Below are 20382 nucleotides of genomic sequence, written 5' to 3' on the forward strand. Positions count from 1 at the left end.
GAAGTGGAATTCTTAATCCAGTACAGGTACAAATCCACTTGTTAATCTTTTCTATATAAGAGGCCGTAACCTAAACCACTAGTAGCCCCAAATAGAAGGCCTACTGTAAGTACATGCGTTAGATAAATTAACCAACCCCAAAGCGTTGGATAGCCATTAACTGCTTTTATTACATCTACGCTCATTAAAGTATCTTCAACCCTGCCAATGTAATTGCCATCAGGGTACGGCCAGTCATTAAATCCAGGATATAGAGAGCCAACAATTAAGCCTAGACACATGCACTTGAATAGATTTAGCCCGAAGTATCTTTCTATGATTAATGCAAGTGGTACATAAATCATCAAGTGTGCTAGTGATATAGGAATTGAAAAAATCAAAATAAATGCTGGGCCGGCTGAGTTTATTTTAGAAAATCCTAACGTACCGGCCAGTAACAAAAGTACTATCGAAGGAATAAGGCTTGCAGCAATTATTGATGGTATATGTCGCACAGAGATTTGGTTTTAACCTACGTCCAGAAATTATAGGCTATCATAGTGCGCCTAAGCTATGTGATTGATTGACGTGTCATATCCAGCTAGTACTTTCGCACCAAAGCGTCACATGATGTCTAAATGCGTTAGTGTGACTGTCTTCGCAAAGACCACAGCGCAGCGATTACTACCATTCCACAAAAACCTAAATATATTATTTTGCCGTTAAAATTTTCAACATCAACACACTGCCAATTTTCACACTGACGGACTATAAAAACATTTCTCGGGTCAATCCAGAAAATTATACCTGCCGTTATTGCGGAAAATATAACCGGGTAGGATCTTACTTTGGGGGCAACTTCGGCCAAGAATGCCGCAAGCCAGAAAGCGAAGAGTGATGCCAAATATAACTTTAATTGGCTCTCACCAGAGAAAATCAAGCTGGTAATTGTGCTGAAAAAAGCACACAGCCCGATAAAGAATCTAAGCCCACTTAATCTGTAAAGACCACCATCATCCTTGGTAAATTTGTAGCCATATCTTTTCATGGTTTATTCTAGTGTATTGATGGGCAGCCTAGGCTTAAACCGTTAGTCATTGAATTTAAAGCGTAATCTAGCCTTATATTTACACCAGCTTCCTGACCAGTCAAATTTCCTACATTCTTAATGCTTTTACAGCAGATCAATCAAATAAGTTATCCGGTTCTGACTCTACAATTTCAATATCTTGCAAAATTCCATCAGGATTAAGCAGGGCAGTTAGCACTACCCAGCCATCTACAGATCGTCGGTACTCTCTCATTGGATATTTAGGGTCATATCCCTCAATGCGCTGAAGGTTTTCTGGGCAAGGAGTGATGTTTTCAGCATGATAAAATAATTAGTAAAAATGAGGTTGCAATTTTCATAAATGAATAAAGCCTTGCTGGATTGATTTTTTTCTCCGACAAAAAAAGAATAGAGTTAACATGAGCTTATCCTGATAAGACTTCTTGTTATCTATTATTTTCTTCATTAATCACTGAAATAGTTTTTTCTATAAATTTTTTATGAGCTTTTTGGGGTAGGAATGGGGGTTTATTATTTATATTGAACTTCTCCAAAATATCTTTAACTTGTGCGTCAATCATTATTTGCTCAACACCCAACCCTTTTTGATAAAGCTCTTGAATTTTATGTATCCATGTAAAAGTATTTTTCCTGAATTCAAGTAAAGATGGCTTGTTTGCTGGAGCGCCATGCCCCGGTATTACCAAGCTCTGATCATCGCCCAGATTTAAAATGGCCTCAATGGCTTCATTAAAACCTTTAATTCCGCCAGCATAAAATGTTGGATGCCAGCTGGTATCGAATACATCACCGACAAATATAGAATTACTTTCCTTGTGGTAATAGATATTGTCGATTGTTGTATGAGACTTGACTTTAATGTGAGTGAGGTCATCTAAATTGAAGCTGCTCTCTATCAGTTTTCCACCTTGCTTTTCAAAGTGCGCGTTTCCACCGGTGTGGTCGGAATGCGCGTGTGTGTTTAAGATGAAGGAGATAGGCTTATCGTAAATTGATCGAATTGTTTCATCTAATGTACTTAACTGATTATTTCCTGGCATAGGATCAATGAGTACCAACCCATATTTCGTTGATACTAAGCCAATATTCGTTCCGTACTCTTTTCCACTCAAGATATGTAGGTGTTCAGAAACTTTTTGCACACTAACGCTACTTGATAAAGCGATAGAGCTGGTGAGTAGAAATAAAGTGGAGGTCAGAATTATAAATCCTTTCAAAACTAATCCTCTTGCATTGTGATAAATGGTTCTTTAGTGTGTATTGGCTTTGTCAGTTGCACTTTGGATACAGGATAGTATTGGGCTACTTTGGTAAGGCTAGCCAAAAACGTTAACTGCACATAATTGCTAGCCGTAGCTATTCCACGCTAATTTTAATTTCATCAATAGGGTAAGCCGGCTTAATTTGAGCACAACTTAGTGCCTTGATGAAGGCAATGCACGATATTTAAGTAACCAGTTATGTGAATTAATGTTTACTGGCTATTTCATAGAATGAAAACCGATATTATTTCCTTCGGTATCTTGCGCTATTGCGATAAAACCATGCTCCCCAATAGACATTTTAGGCACTACTACCTTCCCACCTGCTGGCTCAACTCTGGCCAGTTCAACAGAACAATCTTCGCTATCAAAATACGCTAGAGTGCTATTACCTCCAGCTTCAACACCCTCCATTTTACAAATTGCTCCACTTGCACCCGGCTCTTGTTTCATTGGAAATGCCCACATCTCGGGTTGAGGGAAGTCTTTTACTTCGTCAGGATTGTCTAGTCGAGTTAACTCCTGCTTGAGAACAGCTTCATAAAAGGACTTTGCACGAACCATATCATTTACATAAATTTCAAACCAACAAACTGCATTTGTATTCATTTGAGTATCCTCACTGTTAAGTATCTAAGTATGGTTTGTATTTCTGGAGACATAACGAAGTTTTAGAAATATCATTCATATTTTACGCGCAATAATGAAAACTACCATGTCATGCATTCCATGCTGCCATATAACTTCAATGGTAAAACCAGCGTCTTGAATTTCTTTCTCTAATTTTACTTTTGTTAGGATGAAGACATCGGGCATTATGCCCATGAATTTTCCCAGAGGTGCTAAGAGCTTAATAAACCGTATATAGGAATTACCCATACAAACGGTACTACTCACGAAAACACCACCAGGCTTGAGGATTCTAGCAGTTTCTGCCAAAACATCTCTTCTATCTGGTAGTAAGTGAATAACATTTAAACCCAATACTGCATCAAAACTCGCCGACTCAGCATTGAATTCGGTTAATGTACCTCTGGTAAATCTAATATTATCGATACAGGCTTCCCTGGCCTTAGTTCGGCCAATCTCAAGCATATTTTCAGATATATCTACCGCTTCAATATGTTGCACATGTGGAGCGTGGCAAATCGCTGTAGTCCCTGTTCCGCAACCAAACTCCAAAATATTCATATCAGGCGTAAAGAATTTCTGGGTATCTGAGAGCTTCTTCTGATAACTTGCCTCGTCAGAAATAGGGCTCCTAGCATACTCCTCTGCTTTTCTATCCCAGAACTTATCAGACCTAGTCATATCAGTTCCTGTATAAATGCCAAGGCGTTATCGGCACTGTTTTTTTTCCCTGACTCATGAAGCCTCATGCTGCGGACCGAAGCGTCCGAAAGCCTTAACATTTTAAGTTTCAAAACCCATTAAGAACACCCCACAACTTATCCCAACGTTCAAGCTTTTCAGCGGCACTCAACAGTCTTGGCTGAATTTGAATAGGGTTGCCAAGTTGATTCACATCTTGCATTAAATTGGAATTTACTGCTCCGCGAAGCCGACCATTTATATTGCAGCCTACGGCTAGCAGTTCATTACAAGCTTTACAATGGTAGAAATTAGCAAGCTGATCACCATTTTGTTTAGTTAAAATCCCATCACCAATGAAAACCACTGACATATTCGGATCACTAATAATACGTGACGGGTTGGCTTGGCAATAATTACAATCGCAAATGCGCGGATTCAAACCTTCGATCGGTCCAGCTAACTGAACCTCAACCCGCCAACGCTTACATTTACACGATCCCTTAAAGAGCATAATAATTAGCGCCAATTACGATGAAAGATACGCTCGCCGCAATTGCCGGAGGCTACTGGCATCTTTTTGTCAGGGTTTTGACAAAAAAGGTGACAGCAACCGCAGATCAGATTGCATGCACTTGGTACGCCCAGCATAGGCGTGAACTAATAGGGTGAAAGTCCCCTGTAGGAAGATCAGCATTTAATGGCACTCCATTAAATGCTAACTACCAGCGAATGGCAACTGCAAAATGGTGAGATCTTAGGGGGAGGGGGCCACTGAAAAACTACAAATTACCGAATAGAAATATCATTTAATGCTTAGCCTAGAGGCGAGGTGGTCAAGGGCACTGAAGCCATGTGATCTAATGGGTAGAGTAAATGATGAAATTGTGTGGTGAAAGTCACACCCTTATCAGGGGAGATCTGTGTAACCTGCTGATATGAAGCTGTCAGTATTGCCGCTGACTCATAAGTAGGCCCAATCCGCTAGCCACCATCGCAGGGAAAAGAAGTGGTGAAACATAGCTGCGCCTCGGTCAGTAATGACCAAGGTGATTAAACAGAAGTCAGGCTACGGGCATAGTTATCCATGATGAAGAAACAAAAGCAACTTATGCAAGCATCTTAGATGGCATGAATAAAGCAATTTTGGAGTATGCCAAAAGTTATATTGATTGCGCTGAAGATGATATTTTGTCAGTAACTGCAATGCTCATTGGTGCAGTTGCCATAGCAAGAATCATAGGTAACGAGAGTTCCGTTACAAAATTATTGCAAGCGTGTCGCCAACAGGCGGGGTTGAAATTGGGTGGAATGTAATGCTGAGCACAGGGACGGTCGAAACAGAGCGAGGCGGCGTATAAGCCGCCCCAGCCCGCGCTATTTACGGACGAATATTGTACTTGTTATGCTTTTCGTGGAAAGTTTTTTTGCAGCCATACTAAAATCTCAGCACTCAATTTATCGGGATTTTCTTCCGAAGGAAAATGACCGCAGTTCTCAAGCTCCACACTTTCTAATTTATGTATAAAGGACTCCATATCTAAGTTAAGTCCTAGCTGATTAATTGGATCTTCATTTGGCCACAAGTAAAGATACGGGAATTCAACCTCATAAGTACCACCTCTCTTACTTAGTTCATGCCAGGAAAGCTCCATAGCTCTATACCAGTTTATACTCCCATTGAACCCGCTTTTTTTGAAACTTCGCACATAGAATTCAAGCTCTTCACCACTCAGATACAATTCACCAGGAAGGGTTTCTCTTTTGAGAATTTCAGGTAAATTCATTCTTCTTTCAGCCGAACTAACTGGAAGACTCCTTAAATACGAGGCATGGAATAGTTTGCTTCTCATAAATGTTGTAAAAAACTTTTCAACATTTTCATTTAGAAGTTTCTCAGAGACTAAAGGTGTTTGTAAAAATTGATTGAAGGCGGCCTTATCTATTACCGGCACCTCTTCAGAGGGAAGATCATTTGCGTATTCTGGTCGAAATGCATGTGGAGCACCAATATTTATAACTCCTAAGCAACGCTCTGGATAAATAAACGCCATCGACTGGACAATAAACCCACCCCAATCATGCCCACAAAAAATGGCTTTCTCCAAGTTCAAATGATCTAGAAGACCAACCAAATCATCACAAATTTTAGTTGCGGCATAATCCTCAATATTTTTCGGGCTCTGGGTGAGACCATACCCACGCAAGTCAGGCGCAATTGCTCTATATCCATTTATCGATAGAGTCTCAATTTGATGTCTCCATGTAAATGCCAGCTCTGGAAATCCATGACAAAATATTACTGGAACTCCCTCGCCTTTTTCATAGTACGCCAATCTAATCCCGTTCACATTTGCAAAATTTGGCGAATTGAAAAGATTAAACGTGTTTTGTGATTTAGTTAATGCCGCAGTGAGCCTCGATTGAAGCAATGCTGCTAGCCCTATTGAAAGATTTAGGAAAGTTCTTCTTTTCATTATTATTTGTTCCTTGCCATTTTTTTAAACTGGTCTTGTCCACAGCACTGGGCAAATTAGAGTGTAGCGAAAATAGATCCGTGTGATTATGCATGTTAAGCATTTACTCCGGACCTTCGTGAAACTGAAGTACACCTTTGGGTATAACTTCCCAATTTGCTTTCGAGCCAACGAAAATATGTTGGCTTATTTCGATATCTGGTGATCCGTTAACAGACCCTAAGGTGACTTGGAAAACCTTACCATTATGTATAGTGCATAGTGTAGATCCACAGTTTTTACAAAACTGTAAGCCATACCCATACTTGCCGATGAACGAGGTTAAGAGAGACTCGCCAGAGAGCCACTCAAATTCATTTGGATCTACAAAGGCTGATGCAGATGCTTGCACACTAAATGCCTTGCGACATCGAGAGCAATGGCAAGATTTTGCATCTCGAAGCTTTCCACTTACTCTATATTGAATGTCTCCGTAGAAACATTCTCCCGTTATAGGCATAAATTCTTCCATGATCTTTAACGCCGCGAGCAAAGGCTGGAGCACTTAATGCGGAGGTTGACCCCACAAAGTAAGCGATTGTACCTAGCTTTGTTGTGATTGATTAAATACAACCCTCTGCCAATATTAATTGACTATTTGTTGTCTTGTGGCGTATCTCAAATAGATCCTGTGCTTCTGGATCAGCTAAAAACTCTTTTGCTTTTTCAGTTGATGGAAATTCCAATATCACTAACCTCTCCGGAATCCAATTGCCTTCCATTTTTTCTGGAACCACTCCTTTTACAATGTATCTGCCGCCATGCTTTTCAATAAATGTCGGTATTTTTTCAGCATATTCTAAGAAGCTCTCTAATACTTTAATTGAGAAATCTAAAACCAAGTATCCTTTCATTTGCATTTACTCTAATCTCTTTTGATGCATAACGCCTCAACTGGCCGCGATGCGTTCGACTAGATTAACTTGTTGTATGATATGTTCTCGTACCAGTCGGCACGCTAGTACCGGACTGGGATTTTCTTCGGTCAGCACTTGGGTATTGCCTTCGATGATCATGAATCTCTGGGCGACTCGTAAGCTGATCAAGTAATTCCAGAGGGAGTTGAAGGACTTCGCCAAAACCGATGCCTGGAGGCAGTTCGCGTTATCATCTCCAGTGAAACCGTGGTCCACGCCGCCTCACTCACCACGCACGAGCAGTTGCAGGTCCTCCGCAGTCCCTTCGATAAGGCGGCTAAGGGATTCGGCGCGCGAGATCCGACCGTCTCTTAGCGTGTACAGGCTGATTACCTTGATTGTGAGCTGTTGGCCATCTTTCGCCTTCGCGCGCACCAGATGCATATCTGCTATCCGATCGCCCTCGCCAATTACGGAAAGGTAATCGAACCTGACGGCCGAGTACTCCATTCGGAGCAAATTGATACGCGAATCGAGTTGCGATCGCCCAATCGTTGTGTCGTCGATAACCTGCACGAAGTCTTCGGTAAAGTAGCGGTCGGTGACCTTAGAATCAGCGTTTGGATCACATACCGCTTTGGCCATCTCATCCAGAAACGCTTCGGCCTGTTCACTATTCATTTTCGATTCTTCTCTGTTCGCGTCCGATTATGGTCGAACGCATGGACAGACATCTACCATTGACTAACGCTAAGGTTGACCGAGCTGTCATGCAGCTCGCAAAACTATAACAAACTAGGCGGAGCCTATCTCGCAATTTTGATTGTAGCGGCTTCGGTCCAACGCTTTGTTATGCACAAGTTGGTCCGTACAAACCTTCGGTAGCGGGATGGCAGTAAAGGCAACCACTGCGCTGAAGGTCGAAAGTGAATAATGCACTAGTATTGCACTCGTTCATGAAACTCGGGTCAGAATTTCCTTGGAAAGCATATACAACCCCGTTTCTGTCAATCCAGAAAGCTCTCCAAGCGGAGTCTGCTGTGAATGGGTTTGTGCCTGAAGCGGAGATTAGTGAATTAGGATAGTTACCGACAAGGATCAAGCAGTTGGCAGTGTAGGCCAGCATATATTTATTCTTGTACGCAGGTTGCCAGCAAGTGCAGACGAAGCGGAACGCAGGCTGTACAGCCCAGCCAATGGCTGGAGCGAAGTCGATGCACTTGTTATGCATAGTCTGCCCACCGTCGCTGTTTACCAACCTTTTGCTTGTGCGCAGGATTATTATCAATAAATTCGGAGATACCAGATTTACTTTTAGGTAGTGCCGGGTCACTGTGATAGCCGCTACCCACAAAACGAAATCCTGCCTCCCATAATCTCTTTGCCGCTTCCCAAGCAGAAGAGTCTGCTTTTGATGGTGCTGCAAAATTACGTCCCATAAATGCCATACGATGAGCGCAATTTGGACACTTATGGATGATGTTCGAATCAGACTGATGTGCTGAGCGAGATGATGCATCCTCAATAGCTCGTCGCTTAAAGGCGACCTGACAATCGAAGCATGCAAACTTATGCAAAAACTCAGTCATAGTGTATAGCGTGTGGTGAAGGGGGGGGCTATGCAATGAACCTTTGATCTTGACTTCAAGTATCGTCATTCACTAATTTTTGAATATAAATGTTCGTCGAAGTATTGGCCATTTTTACATGACGCTTTTCGAAGAGTACCTTCATACAAATAGCCATTTTTTTCTAGGACTCTAATAGATGCACCATTCATGGAAACTACAGAAACAAATAACCGGACGAGATCTGTATATTTAAAAAGCATATCCGTAAAGACTCGAACTGCCTCAGTAGCAATTCCATTGTTCCAGAATCTCCTTCCAATCCAGTAACCCAGTTCAGCGCCGCAGCTATATTCAAGTTCACCTACCTTAGCCGATATACATCCTACAAGCTCTTTATTGTACTCAATCGCTTTTGTTAGGCTTGAACTCTCATTATTTTCAACCCACCAACGAGCATCACTCACTGTATAAGGTTGAGGAATAGCATCTGTTATATATTGCGTTACCTCATTATCATTAAGGTACAACATTAGTGAATCAATATCAGATTTTTCAAACTGTCTTAGCTTAAGCATTTTTTAGAAACTCTACCGTAGCGACTCATCAGCGACAGCAAATTAAGAAGGTGATCCTATGTGAAGGACCGTATTATATCCTTGTCAATCGTAACTATTCCTTGTACCTCAGCCTATGGGGATCAAAGATTTTATCATATTCCCCATGCCCCCTATCTTAATTACTCGGTTAAAACGGAGTGCTTAATCAATTCATTAAGCTTGTACTGTTAGTGCAATGAGCTTTCGAAATATCTAAAGGCAAATCCGATAGATATTGCAAGGAGGGCAGGTCCGAGGTTACGTCTGAATAGGCGTTTTATTTTACTAGGTGTTCGGCCGTTACGTAGGTCACTAATTAATTCATGTTTTGCATGAAAGGCACATAGAGCTGATAATACGGCGGCGACCAAAGAGTAGGTGAACTCTTCAGTAATAGGTTTATCAATACCAAGAGCGGTTCTGAGAGTAACAATACCGCCTATAAATGCCATAGCGAATGTCAAATTAGATTTTAAAAATCTGAACTCTAATTCTTGACTCAGAAGATAATGAGGGCTTTGTTCTATGGGTTTATTAATAACTAATTCTTGTAATTTTTCTTTCATTGCATACAACCGTCAATGGGATCTATTTACATAATAGTATCTTTACCAGTCCAATGGAATGTCCAAAACCTACAGTAAGACCTCTAGTAACAAAGCGACAGTAGTTCAGCAAGAAAGGTTCGTTCGTACCAATATTGTTAACTTAGGCCATCTGGGACTATTTTCATAAAAAATTATTAAAAGTATAAACACATCAAGGTTATAGCCAAGTTTGCGATATTCAGGAATCGCATGTTCTCAAATATCACAAATAAAAACCCTGCTATTTGAACAACGGCTGTATAGGAGCACTTAAACAATTTATTAAGTTTGTACTGTTAGTGCAATGAGCTTTCGAAATAGCTAAAGGCATAACTGATAGATATTCCAAGGAGGAAAAATCCGGGAAAATGTCTGAAAAGGCGTTTTATTTTACTAGCTGTCCGACCCTTACGTAGGTCACTAATTAATTCTTGTTGTGCGTGAAAGGCAAATACAGCTGATAATACAACGGCGGCTAAAGAATAGGTTAACCCTTCATTAATAGGTTTATCAATGCCAAGAGCAGTTTTGAGAGTAACAATACCGCCTATAAATGCCATAGCGAATGTCAAAATAGACTTTAAAAATTCGAACTCTAATTCTTGACTCAGAAGATAATGAGGGCTTTGCTCTATGGGTTTATCATTTACTAATTCTTGTAACTTTGCTCTCATTATTCACAACCGTTAACAGGATCTATTTGGATAATAGTACCTTTGCCTTCCCAATGGAATACTCAAAGCTTACAGTAAGTTCTGTAGCAGCAGAGTAACAGTTGTTCAGCAGAAAAGGTTCGGTCGTACCAATTTTATTAGTTTAGGCCATCTGGAGCTATCTTTATAAAGTAAATACAGTCCTAGTGTTCCATAAAAATTTGCTAATTCTGGAGCAATAAGAGCCGGAAAGGTCGCTACCAGCAAATATGAGATGAACCCACATAGCATCGCGATACTAAGTCTACATACTAAATAATTTGTTCCTCCCATATTAGTTTTTAATTTTACTTCTCGCATAATGAAGCGGGTCAGACTTTAAAGAACTCTATGACAGACTGGGTAGATTTATTTTCTAATAATACATATGTAGTATTAGCTCAAAACCTTTTATTGAAAATCTTACTCTTTCCATGTCTTCTGTATATTTGCCGAGGTTATTCCCCTCAAGATCCCAGACATTTTCTTTGGCGAACCACGTATTTAATTCGTGATCATGACATTTGAACTGGCTTTGTGGGACTACCTTACCGTTTTTCATGGTCGGCCCAAAATTCCTACATTCTGTGCCCCACCTCCACCACGTTATATCTGGCATATTTACCATGCCTTCTCTGAGGGGAACGCCAAAAACTGTGATTTCGGACTCATAGTTTTTATAAATTATGTATCTAAAGCCCCACTTCCCTCCCGCATCATAATTTACATCCCGAGTAAGTATTTCACCCGGCTCCAGGTCAGCTATATCAATACTAGGAGATAGTTCACCAGCATTTGCTGGAGGCTTTAGGGCACTGCCAAACATGCCAAGTAGGAATCCGATTCCAATTAGAGAGACAGTAAGAAGGCTAAACCAAAGTAATTTCTTGCGCTTTTCCATTTGATGTTCACAGCGTATTTAAACAAAGCTTTATCATATCACTTGCTGGTAAATCTAGAGAGATTAAAAACTGCCTGAATAGAGCGATGTTGATTGTCATACTAGATAATTTGTACCAAATATAGAAAGTATCCATGTAGCTAAGCTTTCACTGATCTATGGGTATCCAGTATTGTTTCCTCAACCTCTCATCAATACCTTCCAGCAAAGAGCTTTTATTTACTGAGATATTTTTTATCGATACAAGTGAAACGTTACTAGTTGGAGTTAATGATCAATTACTTTTCTGAATTCAAAAGAAAAAACCAGTAAAGAGTATCAATTTAATTTTCTATTTTCATAATCAGCCTAGATTTTCGTCAGCATAAATGAAAAAAATATAGGCACAAAAATGATCTTATTGGATTTTATTCAGTTTGTTTTAGTGTCAAAGCTGCGTAAAATCGATTGATACTTATTGGTATTTTGGCCGGAATTGGGTGGCCTTTTGTAGGCCGATGACCAAAGACTAAAGGGATTCGAGAGAATCAAGACATCTAAGAGTTTTCTAAAGAACCATCTTCTCACAGGAGAACAGTAGCGTGACGTAAGAGACAGTAAAAGGCGCTGACCCAAGGTGCAGCAACACCAGGGGCCAGCTGACCAAATTGATAATCAGAGTATCAAGATGGCTATATGGATCATACGCTAGAAACCCGCTCGTCTTCAATAAAGTGGAGTACATTCAGCGGCTTGGTGCGATTCCCCAAGCTCTGGAAGCGTTGTGCCTGCCTTTTCTTCTTCTATGCCTACCGTTCCCGCGCACCACCCCGTATTTCCTCACAACGTTACTTTCTCAGCCTTCCATCAGAGAAGGTTTACCCATGATTTGAGTATCAGTAGGAAATCAATATGTTGATCTTAAAGCGCCGGACAGGTGAAAACTTAAGAATTGGAGCCAATGTTTCAGTTACAGTCTTGGAAGTTAAGGGCAATCAGGTGAAGATAGGAATACGTGCTCCCAGATCTCTACCTGTTCACCGTGAGGAAATATACGTACGTGTTCAAAAGGAACAAGCACAGAAGAATGGAAATCGTTGAGATATGATTTTGTTATGGAGCGCCTTAATCAGCCGGCGGATCAGTGGTCGGCTGTGTTAGTCTGCTTGGTTTTCATTTGATTGGCATATTTAGTTAAACTGAATAAATGGTAGTGGTTGGTAATCTACGACCCTAAATCAGAATCGGATTTTCCTTTTGATCCATATAATTTATTTGTCTCAATAATTGATCTATCTATTTTAATTTTTGTTTACCCCCTTTTTCTATATTTTCACTTCCAGTGTGGTCAAGATGAATACTTATTACTGTTAGTGTTTTAATCAAATTACTTGTTATTAAGGAAGTCAATATAAGTTTAACTTTGTAGTGTCTTGTCTGCTCTTTGACTAATAACTCTGTAAGTTAATTGGTTTGCATCCAGTTCTTTCTTCAGGAAGTATGTTTTATCAAATAAATTACAGGAGGTGTTGGGATAAACATGTCATATGAAAATAATAAAATTTATATGTTTTTTGTGATAAGAATTCTCCTCTCTGTGGTTATGCTGTTACATCTAAACTTATAGCGTCGTAGATATTTTTCTTGTCCGTTTATATTGTGATAATAGTTTATTGGAACGTCAAATAGGTCAACGCAGCGTTTTATAGTTTCTGTTAGGCTCCGTTTATTCATTTTCTCCTGATCCAGGATATTTATAACATGATAAAATGCAGGCCAAAATAGAGCTGCCTTATCAAAACGTAAATTTATTGGAGTCCCAATAACAGATTGACCGTGACATTTATTTATAAATACTGTTGCCATGTTCCTATTTCCTGCTTTACATGCAGATAGGAAGAGTCTCCTTTTTTTGATATTTCCTTTGAAAATTTCAATAAGCTCTTTATTTGAGATTATTTTATTATCTACTTCAATACCATCCATATTCGCGTGACATGATAAATGAAGGTATCTCAAATTAGACTGTCTGAACTCTTTAACTGCTTCTGAAAGTTCTTCTCTAGTGTGAACATATCTATATTCACATTTGATTTGTGATAGTTTTAAAATTTCTTTTAGATTCTTTCCGTCATAGTAGTCACCATTCTCTAGTGATTCTATGATGAATATTCCGTATTTACTTTGAGTTTTGGCCATAAATATTTCTGGACTTTATAAATCTAAGAATAGTATTCATCGTTGATAACTTTTAAAGGGTTTTAATCATATCACATTGTTAACACATCATTAGTATAATTTTTATAAATTAGAAGAAATTATAATCAGTAGATTAGCCAAATATTGATGCCAAATTAATTTGGCGGAAAAATTTGGAGCGAAAAATATATTAGAGGAGGTCTATAAAATGCGTAATGTTTGTTGGTATTCATAGAGGTTTTTGCCGTAATAAAGCTCTCCTCAAATGATGGTGATAGTGGAGGTGAAAGTAATTAAGAGTTACCAAGTAAACATGTTGAAATACATTTCTTTCAATATTGTATGATACTTTAATTGATTTGGAGGGCTATCCAAACACTTTTGCTGCCCGCTGTAAAGAAATATATGCTTACCTCAAAATAGCAGAATCATGTGAAATGAAACTGTTGAGGGCTTGTTAATGACTATGGAACAGCTTAAGCAGGGCGATTCAATTTATGGAATCGCCCCTATTTCTTGTTAGTACTACTTTCCTTTTCCTTTACCCCCGGTACTATCTTTTACGAGTCTTACTGGTGGTGGCTCTGGAGGAGGTGGTGGTGTTGGCTTATCTTTAGACATATATTTACCTTTTATTTTTTTGGTGGTTTTGGTGGTTTTGGTTGAACATCTTCTCTAAGGATTCTCTTTGGTGGTGGTGCTGGAGGTGGTGGTGGGCTCGATGACTTTGGTTTTTCGGTCATTTATTATCTCCTTTAGGTCATCTGAAAAATCAATTTCTAGAGTTGTAAAATCTAAATCACCATTGATTTTTAATGGTGATTTAGGTTGATTTATTTCGATAGGTTTGGATATCTGTACTTTGATCTCTTTCTTTACTGAGTTCTTATCAATTCCAGAAAGGGTAAATATCAAGAATGCAACTGAAAGAGGTAGAACAGTAAAAATTAAATATGTATTACATTTGTGAAGATTTTTAGATCGCCTGTCATTCACGCTTGTGTTAGCAGATGAGCATTCGTTATAATACCTAAATATGTATTCATTGAAGTACTTTTCTACCAATTTATCACATTCTGGATAATCACGATAAGTCTCTATTAATACTTTTCTGTAGTTTTCTGTGTCTAAAGCAGATGGTATAAACTCATATGTATGCCCATAAAAAGCTTTAATGAAATATGATATGCTCGTTACAAAAAGAACGAGGCTAATCACAAGCAAAAAGCCAAAAAGTATGTTCCAGAGACTGCTGTTTTCTAAAGAAATTCCTTTAATTAAAAGTGCATAAACACTCGTCATAGACAGTAATAGTGCTAAAGGGATCTGTAGGCGAGAAGATATTTTCTCTCTTGCGTCCACCTCGTGAAAATATAGCTTTTCATAGATTTCAAATCTTTTTTTATCGTCCATATCTTTTGTACATAAGTGAATGGCTTTGGATGCTAACAGCGTATTTAAAAGAAAACTGCATCATATCACTAGTCAACATACTCCAAGAAAAGGAAAATAATCTGGCTGTAGAAAATTAGCAAGCACCCTGTTAGTCAGTGCTGGCACAAAATCTATTCATGGACATATTATGGCTGTTTTGACTTCCAGTTGCGGGCACATGAAAAATTGGTTAGTGCGGTGATGTGTATAAAATAGGAAAAATAAGGGTGATAGATAGTATCAACTAAAGTTATTAGCCAAACCCGAGCACCAGATAGATGTTATAACGTGATATGTTTGTCAAATGAAGCATCGTACCGGAGTATCCTACTCTCAACCGCTAGACGAAAACAGCGCCGCCACCGCCAACAAAGTAGCCACCCAAATCCCACAAAGAATCTTCCAAAATAAAGAGGCATCCCCTTTTTCAGTAGGATCTTCCCTTAGGTAATCCGGGTTGGGATTAGCGAGGTCGCGCATAAACTCTGTAAGCGTGGAGTAGCGCTGTTCCAGGTCGATACTGCATCCGCGTTCCAGGGCGCGGTCGAACCAGATGGGGATTACGGGGTTAAATTGGCTGGCGGTGCGGTAGCGCAGGCGTTCGAAGTCGGCGTGGGAGCGGCAGTTTTCGATTTCTTCACCGTAGGGCAGTTCGCCGGTAAACATTTCGTAGGCAATAGTGGCGAGAGCATAGACATCGCCGCGAATACCGCTGTTGTGCCCGAGGATATAGTGGGGGTCGGAGTAGCTGGCAGTGCCCAGCGCTTCCGGGTGCTCCAGGGGGCGAAAAATCTCGGCACTGCCGGCTACATAAACTGAGCCGAAATCGATAATTTTCACCCGCCCGTCGCCGTCGATCATGATATTGGCTGGGCGCAAATCCTGGTGAATGGTTTCCTGATCGTGGAAGGCCTGCAGTCCGGTGGCAATCTCCTGAAGGATGCGAAACGCCTCTGCGGGTTTAGGAAAGCGGTTGTTGGTGATCCACTGCTCCAGGGTGCTGCCCTGCACATACTCCATCAGGTAATAGAGCGCGGTGCGCGGGCGGGTCTGGCGGTGCAGGCGCACTACCTGGGGGCTGCGAATACGCAGGCCTATCCACTCTTCCTGAATAAAGCGGTCGATATAGTGGATATCGTCCTCGTAATTTACCGAGGGGGTTTTCATTACCAGGATTTCCCCGGTGGCACTGTCGCGCACCAGGTACAACTGGCTGCGCTGGGAGGAGAACAGCTCCCGTTCCACCTGGTAGCCATCCAATACCATGCCCGGTTCCAACTCCGGGGGAAATGGCAGACGAGTAAGCTGGCGGCTGTAGTCGTCCAGAGTGGTTTGTGGCAATGCTTTTACCTTTACCACTAATGCGGAGAGGTTATCGTCACTGCCGTTTTCCTCGGCGAGGCGCACCAGGGTTTCCGCTGTTTCCTGTTCGCTTAGTTGGGTATCTGCCAGCAGCTCGTGCAGTAGATCCTGTTTAATAAAGTCGTGCACGCCGTCGCTGGTAATCAGCAGTACATCATCCTTAGCCAGGCTTAGCTGGCCGTAATCCACTTGCAGGCCGGTATCCATGCCCAGCGCACGGGATAGCATCTGCTGGCGGTGGGCCAGGGTGATGTTGTGGTCCCGGGTGAGGCATTTAAGGTTGTCACCGCGCAGGTGATAGATACGGCTGTCGCCGATATGGAAGTAGTGGGCGGTGCGGGATTTAAAAATCAGGGCAGAGAAGGTGCAGAGGAAGCCTTTTTCCTGTTGGGGAAAGTCGTGGCTCTTGCGGTATAGCTTGCTGTTAATGGAGGCGAGAATTTTCTGTCCGGCGTGGGCCACAGACCAGGTATCCGGCACTTTGTAATAGTCCCGCACAAATTGCTCGGTGGCGGTGTGGCTGGCGAGGGCGCCGGCTTCGGCAGAGCTGACGCCGTCTGCCAGTGCGGCGACTGCACCCAGATATTCCTGTAAGTGCGGGTTGTCTGGCCAGTGGTAGATTGCGGCATCTTCGTTCTGCGGTTTGATGCCGGCACTGGTGCAGAGGCCGTGGCTCAATCGCGGTGTCTGGGCTTCGGGGTTTGCCTCGGTTTCTGTTTGCACCCCGGAATTGGTTTCGCTCACAGCTCTCTCCACTCTCTTTTCGTCCCCTCAGACCAACGGCGAAAAACAAAGAAGGGCCATTGGCCCTCCTTTGCGTTTGTTGCTGGATAACTGCTTTACGCTCACTCTTTCCGGATCACTCCACGCTGATCAGCTGCACTGTGCCATCCGGTAGCACTTCGGCGATATTGCCTTTGGGCTCTTCCAGGAACAGGCAGGCGAAGAAGATCACCGCTGCTGCGCCGCAGATAATCAGGAAGAACTGGCTGTAGCTGACATAAGACAGGGCGGTAAGGAAAGTAACCGCACCCACGTTGCCGTAGGCTCCGGCCATACCGGCGATCTGCCCGGTCATGCGACGCTTCACCAGGGGTACGACGGCGAATACGGCACCCTCACCGGCCTGCACGAAGAAAGAGCAGCACATGGTGGCAACTACCGCAGCGGGAATCCACCAGCTGCCGTTGATCTGGCTCAGCACAAAGTAACCCACTGCCAGGCCGCCGATCAGGAACATCAGGCTGCGGCGGCGTCCCAGTTTGTCAGAGAAGTATCCACCGGTTGGGCGAGCCACCAGGTTCATAAAGGCGAAGCCAGAGGCGAGCAGGCCGGCCTTCACCGGGCTCAATCCCTCAAAGGTTTCCAGGAAGAACAGGGGCAGCATAGAAACCACGGCCAGCTCTGAGCCGAAGGTGACGAAGTAGGCCAGGTCCAAGATGGCTACCTGCTTGAAGTTGTATTTCTCCAGCTCGGGCACACCTTCGCGCAGGTGGTCTTTGTTTACATTCCAGATCATGCGGGTCTGGAACGCGAACAGTGCTACTAGCAGTCCCCACATTGCGTAGGTGGCATTCTGGCTCAGCAGGGCTACGCCGCTGGGAGACAGTTTGTAAGCCAGCGCTGCCAGTGCCAGGTACATGGGCACATTCATCAGCAGGTAGAAGTAGAAATCCCGCTTGCTGGTTACTTCTAGGCCGCCGCTCTTTTTCGGCTTGAAGTAAGTGGAACCTTTAGGAGTGTTGCGGGCAACGCGGTAGTAGATGATGCCGTACAGGCCGGCGATGATACCGGTGAGGCCCAGGGCATAGCGCCAGCCGTCTTCACCGCCGAACAGCAGGGCGATGGTGGGCAGGGTCATGGCACCGGCAGCAGAACCGAAATTCCCCCAGCCGCCGTAAACACCTTCTGCCAGGCCAACTTGTTTGGCTGGGAACCATTCACCCACCATGCGGATACCAATGACAAAGCCGGCACCCACAAATCCCAGCAGGAAGCGGAACAGGGCCAGGGATTCATAACTGTCTGCGGTGGCAAAGCCCAAACAGATTAAAGATGAGGTCATCAGCAGACCGCTGTACACCAGGCGCGGCCCCAATTTATCCACCAGCATACCGATAATGATACGGGCGGGGATGGTGAGTGCCACGTTGAGGATTAACAGGGCTTTTACTTGCTGGCTCGTGAGGTCGAACGCTTCCTTGATAAAGACCATCAGCGGAGCGTGGGAGAACCACACCACGAAAGTCAGGAAAAACGCAAACCAGGTAACGTGCAGCGTCTTTATTTTGGGATCGCCCCAATTAAATAAATTGAGGCCGCTGGATTGACTCATGACTATTTTCTCCGGCTTCTCAGCAATTTAGAGGTGGATAGGGTCATGGCCGATAGTATTTGAGCAGCGCTATAGGGAAAGTACACAAAGGGGGTAGTTGGGTACTGAATAAAGGCTTTGGCACTCGGGATTAGCCCATTTTGGGTAGTGCCTTTTAAGGGGAGCTGCTGCCTATTGAATAAGATTTACCCCTTGTTGAGTAGTCATAAAAAATCGCTTTGTGAGCGGAGAGTTTTTGGGAGTAATTGTGATTACCGGGGTTTTTATGCATCTTGCTGGCAGGTGGCCTTTACCAATACCGCTCTTTTCAATCCGTTCGTAGCGGCGCAACAGGTGCGTATTGATCGGGCAGCCGATGTGGTGACCAAATCATTTTTCCGAAAACTGAAAAAATAGGAGAAGCCCGCCGTGCAATATACCCAGCAACTCGCCGGGCGTGTGCTGATATTTGCTTCGGCCATGTTTGCTGCGAACTTTTCCGTGTGGACACTCTATGCGGTGCTTGGAGTGGAAGTCCGCGAGCAGCTAGACCTCTCAGCCACAGAGTACGGCATCTTACTGGCCGCGCCGATCCTGAGCGGTGCGCTGCTGCGTTTTCCCGCCGGCTTGTTGGTGGAATATTTCTCGGCAAAAAAACTTATCCTCCTGCAAATGCTATTGCTGCTGCCGGTGCTTTTACTCTTGCCCTATATCGAGAGTTACGGTGAGCACCTACTGGCCGGTTTGTGGTTGGGGATTTCTGGGGTCTCCTTTGTGTTGGGTATTCGCTATATCACTCCGTGGTTCGAAAGGAGGCAGCAGGGCACCGCGATGGGCATTTTTGGTGCAGGTAATGCCGGGGCGGCTATCACCCTGGCCCTGGCGCCAGCGATCCAGAATTGGCTGGGGCGTGAATGGATTGGGCCGATTTATGCGGTTGGTATTTTGCTTATGGTGGTGTTATTCGAATTTTGTGCACCTGAAGAAACCCGTTATATGCGCAGTCGCAACAAGGCAAAAATTCAGCACCATCTAAGACCACTGATGCAGATCAAGGTGTGGCGTTATGGGCTCTATTATTATTTTGTCTTCGGCAGCTTTCTCGCACTTTTACTGTGGCTGCCGAATTACTACCTGGCGGTATACGAAGTCAGTACCCAGGTGGCGATGGCGCTGACCCTGCTGTTTGTGGCCCTGTCCAGTTCGCTGCGTGCGCTGGGTGGCTGGTTTGCAGATCGCTATGGTGCGCGCACGGTGAATTGGAGTGTGTTCTGGACCTGCTTGGTATGCCTGTTTTTTCTCAGTTACCCCCCAACCAGTATGACGATTCACGGGGTGGAACGGGATGTGCATCTAAATATCGAGGTGGGCATTGAGTTGTTTACCCTGTTGTTGCTGGTAATTGGTATTGCCCAGGGGTTTGGTCGCGCTTCGGTTTACAAGGCGCTACACGATAATTTTCCGGCACATATGGGCAGTGTCGGTGGCACTGTAGCCACAATCGGTGCGCTGGGTGGTTTTACTCTGCCGGTCCTGTTTGGTATCGCACAGGATTTAGTGGGTATTCACAGTGCGGCATTTATGTTGCTCTACGGCGTGCTGGCAGTTTGTATGTTGGTAATGTATCTGGCAATCCAGAGGGAGCAATATCAACAGCGTTTGACCTTCGCCAGGCAAAATAATTTTTTGCATGAGGATGCGAGTACCTCTGCGGCTTTGCCAGATAGGTAGCGCCCACTACCAAAATGGA

Annotated in this window: 23 protein-coding genes; 3 read left to right on the forward strand and 20 right to left on the reverse strand. The window is 43.1% G+C overall.

The annotated features are described in order from the left end of the window. Positions 1-41 precede the first annotated feature (41 nt). From MJO52_RS00710 to MJO52_RS00735, 7 genes are all read right to left on the reverse strand, one after another. Positions 42-494 carry a hypothetical protein gene (locus MJO52_RS00710; RefSeq protein ID WP_252084099.1) on the reverse strand — a complete coding sequence of 151 codons (453 nt, stop codon included), beginning with the start codon at positions 492-494 and terminating at the stop codon, positions 42-44. Positions 495-622: 128 nt separating this feature from the next. After that, positions 623-1027, reverse strand: coding sequence for a hypothetical protein (locus tag MJO52_RS00715; RefSeq protein WP_252084100.1), 405 nt, complete (start codon positions 1025-1027; stop codon positions 623-625). A 136-nt stretch (positions 1028-1163) separates the two neighbouring features. Further along, positions 1164-1283, reverse strand: a complete 120-nt coding sequence (locus MJO52_RS21345; RefSeq protein ID WP_353505455.1) for an energy transducer TonB — start codon at positions 1281-1283, stop codon at positions 1164-1166. 193 nt (positions 1284-1476) lie between these two features. Further along, the gene (locus MJO52_RS00720) at positions 1477-2268 is read right to left on the reverse strand and encodes an MBL fold metallo-hydrolase (protein ID WP_252084101.1); all 792 of its coding nucleotides are present in this window, start codon (positions 2266-2268) and stop codon (positions 1477-1479) included. Positions 2269-2532: 264 nt separating this feature from the next. Next, positions 2533-2922 carry a VOC family protein gene (locus MJO52_RS00725; protein WP_252084102.1) on the reverse strand — a complete coding sequence of 130 codons (390 nt, stop codon included), beginning with the start codon at positions 2920-2922 and terminating at the stop codon, positions 2533-2535. Between the two features lie 75 nt (positions 2923-2997). Further along, on the reverse strand, positions 2998-3624 hold the full coding sequence (locus tag MJO52_RS00730; RefSeq protein ID WP_252084103.1) for a class I SAM-dependent methyltransferase: 627 nt from the start codon (positions 3622-3624) through the stop codon (positions 2998-3000). A gap of 109 nt (positions 3625-3733) precedes the next feature. Continuing rightward, positions 3734-4066 (reverse strand): hypothetical protein, encoded by a 333-nt coding sequence (locus MJO52_RS00735; RefSeq protein WP_252084104.1) that lies wholly within the window; start codon positions 4064-4066, stop codon positions 3734-3736. 689 nt (positions 4067-4755) lie between these two features. On the opposite strand from MJO52_RS00735, the gene MJO52_RS00740 reads away from it, so the two are divergent. Beyond that, the gene (locus MJO52_RS00740; protein ID WP_252084105.1) at positions 4756-4941 is read left to right on the forward strand and encodes a hypothetical protein; all 186 of its coding nucleotides are present in this window, start codon (positions 4756-4758) and stop codon (positions 4939-4941) included. An 86-nt stretch (positions 4942-5027) separates the two neighbouring features. On the opposite strand, the gene MJO52_RS00745 is transcribed toward MJO52_RS00740, so the two are convergent. The 9 genes from MJO52_RS00745 to MJO52_RS00780 all read right to left on the reverse strand — a co-directional run bounded on the left by MJO52_RS00745 (position 5028) and on the right by MJO52_RS00780 (position 11344). Beyond that, positions 5028-6101: an alpha/beta fold hydrolase gene (locus tag MJO52_RS00745; protein WP_252084106.1), complete on the reverse strand. Its 1074-nt coding sequence runs from the start codon at positions 6099-6101 to the stop codon at positions 5028-5030. A gap of 103 nt (positions 6102-6204) precedes the next feature. Continuing rightward, positions 6205-6612, reverse strand: a complete 408-nt coding sequence (locus MJO52_RS21350) for a GFA family protein (protein WP_353505456.1) — start codon at positions 6610-6612, stop codon at positions 6205-6207. 91 nt (positions 6613-6703) lie between these two features. Next, positions 6704-6994, reverse strand: coding sequence for a DUF1330 domain-containing protein (locus MJO52_RS00750; RefSeq protein ID WP_252084107.1), 291 nt, complete (start codon positions 6992-6994; stop codon positions 6704-6706). 285 nt (positions 6995-7279) lie between these two features. Further along, positions 7280-7678, reverse strand: a complete 399-nt coding sequence (locus tag MJO52_RS00755; protein WP_252084108.1) for a nuclear transport factor 2 family protein — start codon at positions 7676-7678, stop codon at positions 7280-7282. A 542-nt stretch (positions 7679-8220) separates the two neighbouring features. Beyond that, on the reverse strand, positions 8221-8655 hold the full coding sequence (locus tag MJO52_RS00760; RefSeq protein WP_252084109.1) for a hypothetical protein: 435 nt from the start codon (positions 8653-8655) through the stop codon (positions 8221-8223). After that, complete coding sequence (locus tag MJO52_RS00765) at positions 8652-9143, reverse strand: GNAT family N-acetyltransferase (protein WP_252084110.1); 492 nt, start codon at positions 9141-9143, stop codon at positions 8652-8654. The genes MJO52_RS00760 and MJO52_RS00765 overlap by 4 nt, the downstream gene beginning before the upstream one ends. Positions 9144-9352: 209 nt before the next feature. Further along, on the reverse strand, positions 9353-9730 hold the full coding sequence (locus MJO52_RS00770; protein WP_252084111.1) for a hypothetical protein: 378 nt from the start codon (positions 9728-9730) through the stop codon (positions 9353-9355). 317 nt (positions 9731-10047) lie between these two features. Next, positions 10048-10425 (reverse strand): hypothetical protein, encoded by a 378-nt coding sequence (locus MJO52_RS00775; protein WP_252084112.1) that lies wholly within the window; start codon positions 10423-10425, stop codon positions 10048-10050. 394 nt (positions 10426-10819) lie between these two features. Beyond that, positions 10820-11344 carry a hypothetical protein gene (locus tag MJO52_RS00780; protein WP_252084113.1) on the reverse strand — a complete coding sequence of 175 codons (525 nt, stop codon included), beginning with the start codon at positions 11342-11344 and terminating at the stop codon, positions 10820-10822. A gap of 891 nt (positions 11345-12235) precedes the next feature. On the opposite strand from MJO52_RS00780, the gene csrA reads away from it, so the two are divergent. After that, positions 12236-12424 (forward strand): carbon storage regulator CsrA, encoded by a 189-nt coding sequence (gene csrA / locus MJO52_RS00785; RefSeq protein ID WP_252084114.1) that lies wholly within the window; start codon positions 12236-12238, stop codon positions 12422-12424. 462 nt (positions 12425-12886) lie between these two features. On the opposite strand, the gene MJO52_RS00790 is transcribed toward csrA, so the two are convergent. The 4 genes from MJO52_RS00790 to MJO52_RS00805 form a co-directional block, all read right to left on the reverse strand. Further along, positions 12887-13522 (reverse strand): hypothetical protein, encoded by a 636-nt coding sequence (locus tag MJO52_RS00790; protein WP_252084115.1) that lies wholly within the window; start codon positions 13520-13522, stop codon positions 12887-12889. A gap of 675 nt (positions 13523-14197) precedes the next feature. After that, complete coding sequence (locus MJO52_RS00795; protein WP_252084116.1) at positions 14198-14935, reverse strand: hypothetical protein; 738 nt, start codon at positions 14933-14935, stop codon at positions 14198-14200. Positions 14936-15289: 354 nt separating this feature from the next. Beyond that, positions 15290-17062, reverse strand: coding sequence for a bifunctional protein-serine/threonine kinase/phosphatase (locus tag MJO52_RS00800; RefSeq protein WP_252084117.1), 1773 nt, complete (start codon positions 17060-17062; stop codon positions 15290-15292). 115 nt (positions 17063-17177) lie between these two features. Continuing rightward, positions 17178-18653 carry a NarK family nitrate/nitrite MFS transporter gene (locus MJO52_RS00805; RefSeq protein WP_252084118.1) on the reverse strand — a complete coding sequence of 492 codons (1476 nt, stop codon included), beginning with the start codon at positions 18651-18653 and terminating at the stop codon, positions 17178-17180. Between the two features lie 408 nt (positions 18654-19061). Between MJO52_RS00805 and MJO52_RS00810 the strand changes: the two genes are divergently transcribed. Next, a complete protein-coding gene (locus MJO52_RS00810; RefSeq protein ID WP_252084119.1) occupies positions 19062-20363 on the forward strand; it encodes an MFS transporter in 1302 nt (433 codons plus the stop codon). Positions 20364-20382 lie beyond the last annotated feature (19 nt).

This window comes from Microbulbifer variabilis (genome assembly GCF_023716485.1).
Taxonomy (GTDB): Bacteria; Pseudomonadota; Gammaproteobacteria; order Pseudomonadales; family Cellvibrionaceae; genus Microbulbifer; species Microbulbifer variabilis_B.

Coding starts and splice junctions, on each gene's coding strand:
- MJO52_RS00715 (WP_252084100.1), bottom strand. CDS start 1,027: ATGAAAAGATATGGCTACAAATTTACCAAGGATGATGGTGGTCTTTAC.
- MJO52_RS21345 (WP_353505455.1), bottom strand. CDS start 1,283: ATGAGAGAGTACCGACGATCTGTAGATGGCTGGGTAGTGCTAACTGCC.
- MJO52_RS00725 (WP_252084102.1), bottom strand. CDS start 2,922: ATGAATACAAATGCAGTTTGTTGGTTTGAAATTTATGTAAATGATATG.
- MJO52_RS00730 (WP_252084103.1), bottom strand. CDS start 3,624: ATGACTAGGTCTGATAAGTTCTGGGATAGAAAAGCAGAGGAGTATGCT.
- MJO52_RS00740 (WP_252084105.1), top strand. CDS start 4,756: ATGAATAAAGCAATTTTGGAGTATGCCAAAAGTTATATTGATTGCGCT.
- MJO52_RS00745 (WP_252084106.1), bottom strand. CDS start 6,101: ATGAAAAGAAGAACTTTCCTAAATCTTTCAATAGGGCTAGCAGCATTG.
- MJO52_RS21350 (WP_353505456.1), bottom strand. CDS start 6,612: ATGGAAGAATTTATGCCTATAACGGGAGAATGTTTCTACGGAGACATT.
- MJO52_RS00750 (WP_252084107.1), bottom strand. CDS start 6,994: ATGAAAGGATACTTGGTTTTAGATTTCTCAATTAAAGTATTAGAGAGC.
- MJO52_RS00755 (WP_252084108.1), bottom strand. CDS start 7,678: ATGAATAGTGAACAGGCCGAAGCGTTTCTGGATGAGATGGCCAAAGCG.
- MJO52_RS00760 (WP_252084109.1), bottom strand. CDS start 8,655: ATGACGATACTTGAAGTCAAGATCAAAGGTTCATTGCATAGCCCCCCC.
- MJO52_RS00765 (WP_252084110.1), bottom strand. CDS start 9,143: ATGCTTAAGCTAAGACAGTTTGAAAAATCTGATATTGATTCACTAATG.
- MJO52_RS00770 (WP_252084111.1), bottom strand. CDS start 9,730: ATGAAAGAAAAATTACAAGAATTAGTTATTAATAAACCCATAGAACAA.
- MJO52_RS00775 (WP_252084112.1), bottom strand. CDS start 10,425: ATGAGAGCAAAGTTACAAGAATTAGTAAATGATAAACCCATAGAGCAA.
- MJO52_RS00780 (WP_252084113.1), bottom strand. CDS start 11,344: ATGGAAAAGCGCAAGAAATTACTTTGGTTTAGCCTTCTTACTGTCTCT.
- csrA (WP_252084114.1), top strand. CDS start 12,236: ATGTTGATCTTAAAGCGCCGGACAGGTGAAAACTTAAGAATTGGAGCC.
- MJO52_RS00790 (WP_252084115.1), bottom strand. CDS start 13,522: ATGGCCAAAACTCAAAGTAAATACGGAATATTCATCATAGAATCACTA.
- MJO52_RS00795 (WP_252084116.1), bottom strand. CDS start 14,935: ATGGACGATAAAAAAAGATTTGAAATCTATGAAAAGCTATATTTTCAC.
- MJO52_RS00805 (WP_252084118.1), bottom strand. CDS start 18,653: ATGAGTCAATCCAGCGGCCTCAATTTATTTAATTGGGGCGATCCCAAA.